11 protein-coding genes and 1 pseudogene are annotated in these 10676 nt (G+C 74.5%); 8 read left to right on the forward strand and 4 right to left on the reverse strand.

Features of this window, described 5'->3' with window-relative positions:
• The 4 genes from ACFPP6_RS21040 to ACFPP6_RS21055 all read right to left on the reverse strand — a co-directional run bounded on the left by ACFPP6_RS21040 (position 1) and on the right by ACFPP6_RS21055 (position 4483).
• Positions 1-1473, reverse strand: a complete 1473-nt coding sequence (locus ACFPP6_RS21040) for a DNA-3-methyladenine glycosylase 2 family protein (protein WP_382044558.1) — start codon at positions 1471-1473, stop codon at positions 1-3.
• A gap of 277 nt (positions 1474-1750) precedes the next feature.
• Positions 1751-2032, reverse strand: a complete 282-nt coding sequence (locus ACFPP6_RS21045) for a hypothetical protein (RefSeq protein WP_382044560.1) — start codon at positions 2030-2032, stop codon at positions 1751-1753.
• Positions 2033-2045: 13 nt separating this feature from the next.
• Positions 2046-3140, reverse strand: a complete 1095-nt coding sequence (rsgA, locus tag ACFPP6_RS21050) for a ribosome small subunit-dependent GTPase A (RefSeq protein WP_382044562.1) — start codon at positions 3138-3140, stop codon at positions 2046-2048.
• Between the two features lie 158 nt (positions 3141-3298).
• Complete coding sequence (locus ACFPP6_RS21055; RefSeq protein WP_382044565.1) at positions 3299-4483, reverse strand: YihY/virulence factor BrkB family protein; 1185 nt, start codon at positions 4481-4483, stop codon at positions 3299-3301.
• Between the two features lie 231 nt (positions 4484-4714).
• Between ACFPP6_RS21055 and ACFPP6_RS21060 the strand changes: the two genes are divergently transcribed.
• The 8 genes and pseudogenes from ACFPP6_RS21060 to ACFPP6_RS21095 form a co-directional block, all read left to right on the forward strand.
• A complete protein-coding gene (locus tag ACFPP6_RS21060) occupies positions 4715-5965 on the forward strand; it encodes a helix-turn-helix domain-containing protein (protein WP_382044568.1) in 1251 nt (416 codons plus the stop codon).
• A 450-nt stretch (positions 5966-6415) separates the two neighbouring features.
• The gene (locus tag ACFPP6_RS21065) at positions 6416-6991 is read left to right on the forward strand and encodes a GNAT family N-acetyltransferase (RefSeq protein ID WP_382044621.1); all 576 of its coding nucleotides are present in this window, start codon (positions 6416-6418) and stop codon (positions 6989-6991) included.
• A gap of 128 nt (positions 6992-7119) precedes the next feature.
• The gene (locus ACFPP6_RS21070; protein WP_353620284.1) at positions 7120-7203 is read left to right on the forward strand and encodes a putative leader peptide; all 84 of its coding nucleotides are present in this window, start codon (positions 7120-7122) and stop codon (positions 7201-7203) included.
• Positions 7204-7382: 179 nt separating this feature from the next.
• The gene (locus tag ACFPP6_RS21075; protein WP_382044570.1) at positions 7383-9080 is read left to right on the forward strand and encodes a nitrite/sulfite reductase; all 1698 of its coding nucleotides are present in this window, start codon (positions 7383-7385) and stop codon (positions 9078-9080) included.
• The gene (locus tag ACFPP6_RS21080; RefSeq protein WP_382044572.1) at positions 9077-9280 is read left to right on the forward strand and encodes a hypothetical protein; all 204 of its coding nucleotides are present in this window, start codon (positions 9077-9079) and stop codon (positions 9278-9280) included. Before ACFPP6_RS21075 ends, ACFPP6_RS21080 begins: the two co-directional genes overlap by 4 nt.
• Positions 9277-9966 (forward strand): phosphoadenylyl-sulfate reductase, encoded by a 690-nt coding sequence (locus ACFPP6_RS21085; protein ID WP_382044575.1) that lies wholly within the window; start codon positions 9277-9279, stop codon positions 9964-9966. The genes ACFPP6_RS21080 and ACFPP6_RS21085 overlap by 4 nt, the downstream gene beginning before the upstream one ends.
• The gene (cysC, locus tag ACFPP6_RS21090) at positions 9963-10520 is read left to right on the forward strand and encodes an adenylyl-sulfate kinase (RefSeq protein ID WP_382044577.1); all 558 of its coding nucleotides are present in this window, start codon (positions 9963-9965) and stop codon (positions 10518-10520) included. The genes ACFPP6_RS21085 and cysC overlap by 4 nt, the downstream gene beginning before the upstream one ends.
• Positions 10517-10676: pseudogene (locus ACFPP6_RS21095) on the forward strand (sulfate adenylyltransferase subunit CysD); the annotation flags it as partial. The gene cysC and the pseudogene ACFPP6_RS21095, both read left to right, overlap by 4 nt.

Raw genomic sequence — 10676 nt, forward strand, 5'->3', positions numbered from 1 at the left:
TCAGGAGTCCTTGCGGGTCGGGGCGGCCGTGGCCGCGAGGTGCCAGAGGTGGTGGAGGGCGTAGCTGCGCCAGGGGCGCCAGGCGTCGGCGGCGCCGGGGTCCGCGCCGAGCGCGGCGAGGCCGTGGCGGACGCCGGCGTCGTCGCCGAGGAGGACGTCGGGGTCGCCGAGGGCCCGCATCCGGACGTATCCGGCGGTCCAGGGGCCGATGCCGGGGAGGCCGAGGAGGGCCCGGGCCGCTTCCTCGCGGTCCGCGCCGGGGTCGAGGCGGACGGTGCCGTCGGCGAGGGCCGTGGCCGTCGCGCGCAGGGCGCGCTTGCGGGCGTCGGGCATGCCGAGCTCGTCGAGGGCGGCGTCGGCGAGGGCGGAGGGCTCGGGGAAGAGGTGCGTGAGGCCGCCGTCGGGGGCGGGCAGCGGCTTGCCGTAGGCGGCGACGAGGCGCTCGCCGAGCCGTGCCGCGGCGGCCACGCTCACCTGCTGCCCGAGCACGGCGCGCACGGCCAGTTCCTCGCCGTCGGCCGCGCCGGGCGAGCGCAGGCCGGGCCGGGACTCGACGAGCGGGCGCAGCAGGGGGTCGGCGCCGAGCCGCTCGGCGACGGCGTAGGGGTCGGCGTCGAGGTCGAACAGGCGGCGTACGCGCTGCACGGCGGTGGCCAGGTCGCGGGGGTCGGTGAGGTGGATCCGGCAGTCGAGCCAGGCTCCGTGCCGGCCGTCCCCGGGGCGGGGTTCGCGGACCTCGGCGACGCCGGTGCCGTAGGGCAGCCGCAGGGTGCGGCGGTAGAGGCGGGCGCCCTCGGTGCCGAGGACCTCCTCGACGCCGGGGACGGCGCGCCGCTGCAGGAAGCCGAAGATCTCGGGGGCGGCGTAGGGGCCGCGGTGGGCCAGCCGCAGCGGGATGCCGGCGCCGGCGGGCCGGCGGCTCCTGCAGCCGCGCAGGCCGCTGGGGGTGGCGGCGTAGATCTCGCGGATGGTGTCGTTGAACTGGCGCACGCTCGCGAAGCCCGCGGCGAAGGCGATGCCGGTGACCGGCATGTCGGTGGTCTGCAGCAGCACGCGCGCGGTGTGGGCGCGCTGGGCGCGGGCGAGGGCGATGGGGCCGGCCCCGAGCTCCTGGGTGAGCTGGCGGTGCACCTGCCGGGCGCTGTAGCCCAGGCGGGAGGCGAGGCCCGCGACGCCGTCGCGGTCGACGACGCCGTCGCCGATCAGACGCATGGCGCGGCCGACGAGGTCGGCGCGGACGTTCCACTCGGCGGAGCCGGGGGCGGTGTCCGGGCGGCAGCGGCGGCAGGCGCGGAACCCGGCGCCCTGCGCGGCGGCGGCCGAGGGGTAGAAGCAGGCGTTCCGGCGCTTGGGGGTCACGGCGGGGCAGCTGGGACGGCAGTAGATGCCGGTGGTCTTCACGGCGAGGAAGAACTCGCCGTCGAAACGGGCGTCCCTGCTGTGTACCGCCTGGTAGCGGGCCTCGTCGTCCATGCGTCCAGTCTGCGGCACGGGGCCGCGTGCGACTGGCGGAAATCGGACGGGGCCTTTCGGGCCCGTCCGGGCGCGCTGTACGGAGGCCGAGGCCGCGCCGCCCAGCACCGCCCGGGGCCCGCCGACGGCCACCGGGGCCCGTCCCACGAGAGGCCGTCCCACCGTCGCGGCGGAGAAGGATCCCGCCGCGACGGCGCCGGACGGGCCCGGGCGCGGCGGCTGTACGGGCTCCGGAACCCGAGACGGGCCCGGCACCGCCCACGGTTGCCGGGCCGTCTCACTGCCTGCGGGGCCGCCGGGGGCCGCCCACGGGGCCGGGGGCCACCCCACCGGACGCCGTCCCGCCGAAGGCCGTCCCGCCGAAGGCCGTCCCGCCGAAGGCCGTCCCGCCGAAGGCCGTCCCGCCGAAGGCCGTCCCGCCGAAGGCCGTCCCGCCGAAGGCCGTCCCGCCGAAGGCCGTCCCGCCGTCGCGGCGGAGAAGGATCCCGCCGCGACGGCGCCGGGCCGCCTCGGCCCGTACCGCCCGGGCGTCGCGCCCGGGCGGTACCGCACCCGGCAAGGGGGAACCGTGTCTACAGGCCGCCCCGCTTGCGGGCGTACGCCTCGCGGCCCTCCGCCGACTTCTGCTTCCAGTCGCGGCGGATCTCCGCCCGCAGCCGGGCGTCGGTGCGGGAGGCGATCCACGCGTTCTCGCGCTGCAGCTTGCGGTAGCTGTCGAGGCGCCGCTGCCCCAGCTCCCCCGAGTCGACCGCCGCGAGGACGGCGCAGCCGGGCTCGGCGGCGTGCCCGCAGTCGTGGAACCGGCAGCGGGCTGCCAGCTCCTCGATCTCGGCGAACGTCTGCGAGAGGCCGCTCCCGGCGTCCCACAGGCCGACGCCGCGCAGCCCCGGGGTGTCGATCAGGACGCCGCCGGAGGGCAGTTTGAGCATGTTGCGCGTGGTGGTGGTGTGACGGCCCTTGCCGTCCCGGTCACGGGCGGAGTTGACGCCCTGGACCTCCTCGCCGACGAGGGCGTTGGCGAGGGTGGACTTGCCCGCGCCGGACTGGCCGAGCAGCACGGACGTGCCCCCGGCCAGGGAGGCGGCGAGGACGTCGACGCCCTCGCCGGTCTCCGCGCTCACGGCGAGCACCTGGGCGCCCGGCGCCACGGTCGCCGTGTCGGCGACGAGGTGGCCGAGGACGACGGGGTCGGGCACGAGGTCGGCCTTGGTGAGGACGACCACCGGCTCGGCGCCGCTCTCCCAGGCCAGGGCCAGGAACCGCTCGACGCGGCCCAGGTCCAGCTCCACGGCCAGGGAGACCGCGATGACCGCGTGGTCGACGTTGGCGGCGAGGACCTGGCCCTCGGAGCGCTTGGACGACGTGGAGCGCACGAACGCGCTGCGCCGGGGCAGCAGGGCGAGCACCATTGCGCGGTCGGTGTCGACGGCGGCCCAGTCGCCGGTGCACATGATGTTCAGCGGGTCGCCGGTGGTGACGAGCGCGGTGTCGGCCTGCACGGTCTGCACGCCGGTGCCGTCCGGCACGGGCACGACGACATCGCAACGGCCCCGGTCGACGCGGACGATGCGGCCGGGGAGGACGCCCCCGGCGGCGTGTGCGGTGAAGCTGTCAGCGAACCCTTCGTCCCAGCCGTAGGGGGCGAGAGGGTGTGAGAGCTCGGTCAAGACGGTGTTCCTTAAGGGAGGAGAAGGAAGTGACGGACTTCTGCTGGGTGCGGGCCGTGACAGTCATCGGTCCTCGCCTCCTCTCCTGGGAACACGCGTCCTTCGCGCTGGGGTGAGCTTAGGCAGGGCGGAAGGGTGAGCGCGAAAGGTTTTTCTCTCTAGTCGCGCCGCTTCGCGTGCCGCGCGTGCTTGGGCTGGTGGCCCTCCTTCTGGAGGCGGGAGCGGACGTCGTCCGGGGGCAGGAACTGGGCCCACCGCTCCGGGAACTCCGAGGGCGGCTCGCGGTCCTGGCCGATCACGCCCTCGTCCGGGCCGTAGTCGTCGAGGTCGTCCTCCAGGCTCGCCTCCATCGCGCGGGCCGCACGCTCGGCCGCCTCCTGCGCCGCGGCCGCGGCCCGCAGCCGGTCGACGTCGGCGCGCGCAGCGGCGGTGGCCACCGACGGCCACACCCGGTCGAGCGCGGCGTTGACGGCGGCGCCGACGAGCACGGCGAAGGCCGAGACGCCGATCCACAGCAGCACGGCGACGGGCGCGGCGAGGGAGCCGTAGATGGTCAGGCCCTCCACCGTGTGGGTGAGGTAGATGCGCAGCAGGAAGCTGCCGAACACCCACATCGTCAGGGCGACGAGCGCCCCGGGGATGTCCTCCTGCCAGGGCGAACGGACCGGCACGGACACGTGGTAGAGCGTGGTGAGGAAGGCGATGCACAGCAGGATGACGACGGGCCAGTACAGGAAGCGCACGACGTCGGCGCTCCAGGGCACGACGTCCACCACCGCCTCGGGCCCGGCGACCATCAGCGGCAGCGCCACCGCCCCGATGAGGAGGGCGACGATGTAGAGGAGGAAGGCGAGCAGGCGGGTCCGGACGATGCCGCGCTTGCCCTCCAGCCCGTACATGATCGTGATGGTGTCGACGAAGACGTTGACGGCGCGCGAGCCGGACCACAACGCGATGGCGAAGCCGACGGAGATGACGTCGGGGCGGCCCTTGGTGACGTCCCGCAGCAGGGGCCGGGCGATCTCGTTGACGCCCTTGTCGCTGAGGACCGTCGCGGACGCCTTGAGGATGTTCTCCTGGATGGAGCCGATCGTGTTGGTGCCGGTCCAGTCGTCCAGGTAGCCCAGCAGGCCGAGGAGGCCCAGCAGCAGCGGCGGCAGCGACAGCAGGGTGAAGAACGCGGCCTCCGCCGCGAGCCCGGTGACGCGGTATTCGATGCAGGAGTTGACCGTGTCCTTCAGAAGAAGCCACGCCATCCTGCGTTTCGAGACATTTCGGTACAGGACGCGAGCCCTGTGCAGCCGGCCGGCCCGACGCCCCGGTGATTCGTTTGCTGCCTGCACGCTCTAACCGTATCCGCCCTGGCAGCGTCGGCTCGCACGCCCGCCGAACAGGCGGGCGACATGGGGCGGAACGAGCGTCCGGTGGAGGGTGATGCTGCGCCGACTCGGCACCACCCTCCGGCCGCTCTCCCACACCATCCGCCCGCGTCGGGCCCCCGCGCAACAGTTGCATGGAGTTGCAATCCTGCGGATGCCCCGCCGGACGGGCCCGCGGGACGGCACCATGGCAGCGTGAACCGCGGAACCACCGACGAACGCCTGCTGCCGGCCGTCCGGGAGGCCTGCCTGGGTGACGCACGGCCTCCCGTGCCCCCGCGCCCGGTCATCGGGCAGTCCTGGCACCGCGTCCGGCTGCGGGGCGTCGATCCGGAGAAGGGCGGTTCGTCCCCGCCGCTGCCGGCCGACGAGGTCGAGCAGCGGCGGCAGCGCTCGCCGCTCGCGGCGCTGCTCGGCCAGTTGCACGAGGGCCTGGGCTCGGTGGTCGACATCGAGCGGCACCTGATGGCCGTCACGGACGCCGAGGGCCGGGTGCTGTGGCGGCAGGGGAACCCCGGCGTGCTGCGCAGCGCCGACCGGCTCGGCTTCGACGTGGGGGCGTCGTGGGCCGAGGAGCTCGTGGGCACCAACGGCATCGGCACCTCGCTCGTCGAGCGGCGGCCGGTGCAGGTGCGCTCGGCCGAGCACTTCGTCCGCACCCACCACGCGTGGACGTGCGCGGCGGCCCCGCTGCACGATCCGCGCGACGGGCGGCTGCTGGGCGTGCTGAACGTCAGCGGCCCGGCGCCGGTCTTCAACCCCGCCACGCTGCCGCTGGTCACGGCGGTCGCGAAGCTGGGCGAGGGGGAGCTGCGGGCCCGGCACTGGGAATCGGTGGAGCGGCTGCGGGCGGTCGCGGCCCCCATGCTGGCCCGGGTGAGCGGGCGGGCGCTGGTGGTGGACCGCGACGGCTGGGCCGCGGCGGTGACCGGCATGGGGCCGGTCGGCCGGGTCTCGCTGCCCAAGTCCGTGCAGGCGGGGCGGGCGTGGCTGCCCTCGCTCGGGCTGTGCTCGCTCGCGCCGCTGCCGGACGGCTGGCTGGTGCAGGTGGAGGAGGCGCCGCGGGCCGAGCTCGTGCCCAACCGCGTCGTGCTCGACGTGCGCGGCCCGCGCCGCTGGACGGTCACGGTCGCGGGCGCCGCCGGCGAGTGGTCGCAGGAGCTCAGCCCGCGCCACGCCGAGCTGCTGTACGTCCTGGCGCGGCACCCCGGGGGCCGCTCCGCCGCGGAGCTCGCGGCGGACCTGTTCGGCGACGCCTCCCGGACGGTCACGGTCCGCGCGGAGATGTCCCGCATGCGCCGCACCCTGGGGGGCGTGCTCGGCCACCGCCCGTACCGCTTCGCGGACGGCGTCGACGTCCGCCTCCTGACCCCACCACGGGGCGAAGACCTCCTCCCGTCGTCAACGGCCCCGGTAGTCCTGACGGACCGCGCCCGGACCCGGTGACGGCCCCGGCACCCACCCCGCCCCGAGACCCGCCCGGCACCGCCGAACTCCGCCACGGCGGCTGAGCGCCGCTGCGGCGAACGCAGGAGCCGCGGCAGCACGCGGGCGGGCGCCGACCGGATCGCAGCCGCGATCTACGCCCCGGCGCCGAACCGACCCCAAGGCCCCGCCCGGCACCGCCGGACCCCACCGCGGTGGCTGAGCACCGCCGCGGCGGAAGCAGGAGCCTCGCCGGAATCGAAAGCCGCGCCACCCCACCCCCGCCGCAACGGCGATCAGCCCCCACAAGGTCCCCGGCGGCGCCGAACCGCCCCCGAGACCCGCCCGGCACCGCCGGACCCCGCCGCGGCGGGAGCAAAGGCACCCGGCGCCCAGGGCCGGGAGTCGCGCGGCCCCGCGGGCCCCACGCGCAGCGTGCGGACCGCCCCGTGGTTCGCTGGACGTATGAGCATCCGTACGACCACCGTGACCACCTGGTCGCTGGAACAGACCTCGCCCGCCGACCTCGTGCCCGTCCAGGTTCCGGACGCGGCGTCCGGCATCCGGATCGTCCGGTCCGAGGTGCCCTCGCCCGAGTTCAGCCGGTTCCTCTACACGGCCGTCGGCGGTGACGTGACCTGGCTCGACCGGCTGCCCTGGAGCCACGAGCAGTGGCGCGCGCACCTGGAGCGGCCCGGGGTCGAGACCTGGGTGGCGTACGAGCACGGGACGCCGGCGGGCTACATGGAGCTGGAGGCGCAGCCCGAGGGCACCGTCGAGATCGTCTACTTCGGGCTGATCGCGGGGTTCCGCGGCCGCCGCATCGGCGGCCACCTGCTGTCGTACGGCACCGCGCGGGCCTGGGACCTGGCCGACCGCTGGGAGGGCCTGGAGCCGACCAGGCGGGTCTGGCTGCACACCTGCAGCCTGGACGGCGAGCACGCGGTGGCCAACTACGAGAAGCGCGGCTTCCGTTTGTTTGCGACCAAGACCGAGGAGCAGCCGGAGACCGCGCCGCCCGGGCCCTGGCCGGGCGCCCACGCCTGAGCACAGGCACCGCACCCGTCACGGGCGGCACAGGCCGCCGAGCGAACCCGTCCCGCGATGCGGGACGGGTTCGTCCATATTACGGACAATGGTGGACTGGCCGGATCCCGCCGTGCCACGCTTCCCCCATGTCCGGAGCTGGAATCGTCTTGGTGAGTCGGCGTCACGTCGACCTCGTCCGCGTGTCCAGCGCCATCTGTCCGGCGGGCTGACGTCTCAGCACCAGCACTGCCGTTTCCTGACTTTCGCCCGCTCCCCCGCCGTCCCCGATGCCGCGGACGAGCGTCCCCCTTGCGCACCCACGCAGCCCCGTGAGCACCCGTACCCGTACCCGTACGCAGGCCGGGGGCACCCGTGGGCGTACCCGCAGGCCACCGAAGGACATACCGCCATGGCTGCCACCTCGCACACCCCCTCAGCCGCCACGTCCCGCCGCAAGGCCGGCCGCCACCGCGGCGAGGGCCAGTGGGCCGTGGGCCACTTCACCCCGCTCAACGGCAACGAGCAGTTCAAGAAGGACGACGACGGTCTCAACGTGCGGACACGCATTGAGACGATCTACTCGAAGGCCGGCTTCGACTCCATCGACCCCGCGGACCTGCGCGGACGGATGCGCTGGTGGGGGCTGTACACCCAGCGCAAGCCGGGGATCGACGGCGGCAGGACCGCGGTCCTGGAGCCGGAGGAGCTGGACGACGAGTACTTCATGATGCGCGTCCGCATCGACGGCGGCCGGCTCACCGTCGCCCAGCTGCGCGCCATCGGCGAGGTCTCGCAGACCTACGCCCGCGGCACGGCCGACATCACCGACCGGCAGAACATCCAGTTGCACTGGGTGCGCATCGAGGACGTGCCCGCCATCTGGGAGAAGCTGGAGGCCGTCGGGCTGTCGACGACGGAGGCGTGCGGCGACTGCCCGCGCGTGATCATCGGTTCGCCGGTCGCCGGGATCGCCGCGGACGAGATCATCGACGGCACGCCCGCCATCGAGGAGATCGAGCGCCGCTACATCGGCAGCAGGGAATTCTCCAACCTGCCGCGGAAGTTCAAGTCGGCGGTCTCCGGCTCGCCGGTGCAGGACGTGGTCCACGAGATCAACGACATCGCGTTCGTCGGCGTCGTCCACCCCGAGCACGGGCCCGGCTTCGACGTCTGGGTGGGCGGCGGGCTGTCCACCAGCCCCCGGCTCGGCGAGCGGCTCGGCACCTGGGTGCCGCTGGAGGACGTGCCGGACGTGTGGGCGGGCGTCGTCGGCATCTTCCGCGACTACGGCTACCGGCGGCTGCGCACCCGCGCCCGGCTGAAGTTCCTGATGGCCGACTGGGGCCCGGAGCGCTTCCGCGACGTCCTGGAGAACGAGTACCTCAAGCGCAAGCTCGCCGACGGGCCGCCGCCGGCCGAGCCGAGCAACCGCTGGCGCGATCACATAGGCGTGCACGAGCAGAAGGACGGCCGCTTCTACGTGGGCTTCGCCCCGCGCGTCGGGCGGGTGGACGGCGCCACCCTCACCAAGATCGCCGAACTGGCCGCGGCCCACGGCTCGGACCGGCTCAACACCACGGTCGAGCAGAAGATGATCATTCTGGACGTGGCGCGCGGGCAGGTGGAGTCCCTCGTCGCCGGGCTGGAGGCGCTGGGCTTCCAGGTCACGCCCTCCCCCTTCCGGCGCGGCACGATGGCCTGCACCGGCATCGAGTTCTGCAAGCTCGCCATCGTGGAGACCAAGGCGCGCGGCGCCTCCCTGATCGACGAACTCGAGCGCCGGATGCCGGACTTCGAGGAGCCGGTCACCATCAACATCAACGGCTGCCCCAACGCCTGCGCCCGCATCCAGACCGCCGACATCGGCCTCAAGGGCCAGCTCGTGCTGGACGCGGACGGCCGCCAGGTCGAGGGCTTCCAGGTGCACCTGGGCGGTGCGCTGGGCCTGCAGGCCGGCTTCGGCCGCAAGGTCCGCGGCCTGAAGGTCACCTCCGCGGAACTGCCCGACTACATCGAGCGGGTGCTGACCCGCTTCGGCGAACAGCGCGAGGACGGCGAGCGGTTCGCGTCCTGGGTCGCGCGCGCCGGTGAGGCGGACCTGTCATGAGCGGACGCGCCGCCCCCTTCTACTGCCCCTACTGCGGCGACGAGGACCTGCGCCCCTCCGAGGAAGGGCACGGCGCCTGGGAATGCGCCGCCTGCAGCCGGGCGTTCCGGCTGTCGTTCCTCGGGCTGCTGGCCCCGCGCCACCGGGGCCCCGCACCCGTACCCGTACCCGTACCCGGCGAAGGGGACGGCACCTCATGACCGCCACCGATCTGCGGGCGCTCGCCGAACGGGCGGGCCGCGAGCTGGAGGAGGCCACGGCGCCGGAGATACTGCGCTGGGCCGCCGAGAGCTTCGGGGAGCGCTTCTGCGTCACCTCCTCCATGGAGGACGCGGTCGTCGCCCACCTCGCCTCGCGCGCCCTGCCAGGCGTCGACGTCGTCTTCCTCGACACCGGCTACCACTTCCCGGAGACCATCGGCACCCGCGACGCGGTCGCCGCCGTGATGGACGTCAACGTCATCACGCTCACGCCCCGCGCGACCGTCGCCGAACAGGACGCCGCCCACGGCCCCCGGCTGCACGACCGCGACCCCGACCTGTGCTGCGCGCTGCGCAAGGTCGAGCCGCTGGAGCGCGGGCTCGCCGCGTACGACGCCTGGGCGACCGGGCTGCGCCGCGACGAGTCCCCCACCCGCGCGGGCACCCCCGTCGTCGGCTGGGACGAGCGGCGGCGGAAGGTGAAGGTCTCCCCCATCGCCCGCTGGACCCAGGAGGATGTGGACGCGTACGTCGCCGAACACGGCGTGCTCACCAACCCGTTGCTGATGGACGGCTACGCCTCCGTCGGCTGCGCGCCCTGCACCCGCAGGGTCGCCGAGGGCGAGGACGCGCGCGCCGGCCGCTGGGCGGGGCTGGCCAAGACCGAATGCGGGCTGCACGGATGACACAGGAGCAGGAGCAAGCGATGAGCGGGGCCACCATCTGGCTCACCGGCCTGCCGAGCGCGGGCAAGACCACGATCGCCCGGGCGCTGGCCGGGCGGCTGCGCGACGAGGGACACCGGGTGGAGGTGCTGGACGGCGACGAGATCCGCGAGTTCCTCTCGGCCGGGCTGGGCTTCTCCCGGGAGGACCGGGACACCAACGTGCGGCGGATCGGCTTCGTCGCACAGCTGCTCGCCGCGCACGGCGTGAAGGTGCTCGTCCCGGTGATCGCGCCGTACGCGGACTCCCGCGAGGCGGTGCGCAAGCACCACCAGGAGCGGGGCACCGGCTATCTGGAGGTGCACGTGGCCACGCCCGTCGAGGTGTGCTCGGTGCGGGACGTCAAGGGCCTGTACGCACGGCAGGCCGCGGGCGAGATCTCCGGGCTGACGGGCGTCGACGACCCCTACGAGGCGCCGGCCGACCCGGACCTGCGGATCGAGGCGCACGGGCAGAGCGTGGCGGAGTCGGCAGGGGCGCTGCACGCCCTGCTGGCGGGACGGGGGCTGGCATGAGCGCCCCCGGTAGCCCCTTCGCGCTGCCTCACCTGGAGGTGCTGGAGTCGGAGGCGGTGCACGTCTTCCGTGAGGTGGCGGGGGAGTTCGAGCGGCCGGTGCTGCTGTTCTCCGGCGGCAAGGACTCGATCGTCATGCTGCACCTGGCGCTGAAGG

Origin of the sequence: Streptomyces aureoversilis, assembly GCF_042657885.1 — a bacterium.
Taxonomy (GTDB): domain Bacteria; phylum Actinomycetota; class Actinomycetes; order Streptomycetales; family Streptomycetaceae; genus Streptomyces; species Streptomyces aureoversilis.

Coding starts and splice junctions, on each gene's coding strand:
- cysC (WP_382044577.1), top strand. CDS start 9,963: ATGACACAGGAGCAGGAGCAAGCGATGAGCGGGGCCACCATCTGGCTC.
- ACFPP6_RS21070 (WP_353620284.1), top strand. CDS start 7,120: ATGTCCGGAGCTGGAATCGTCTTGGTGAGTCGGCGTCACGTCGACCTC.
- ACFPP6_RS21040 (WP_382044558.1), bottom strand. CDS start 1,473: ATGGACGACGAGGCCCGCTACCAGGCGGTACACAGCAGGGACGCCCGT.
- ACFPP6_RS21080 (WP_382044572.1), top strand. CDS start 9,077: ATGAGCGGACGCGCCGCCCCCTTCTACTGCCCCTACTGCGGCGACGAG.
- ACFPP6_RS21075 (WP_382044570.1), top strand. CDS start 7,383: ATGGCTGCCACCTCGCACACCCCCTCAGCCGCCACGTCCCGCCGCAAG.
- ACFPP6_RS21085 (WP_382044575.1), top strand. CDS start 9,277: ATGACCGCCACCGATCTGCGGGCGCTCGCCGAACGGGCGGGCCGCGAG.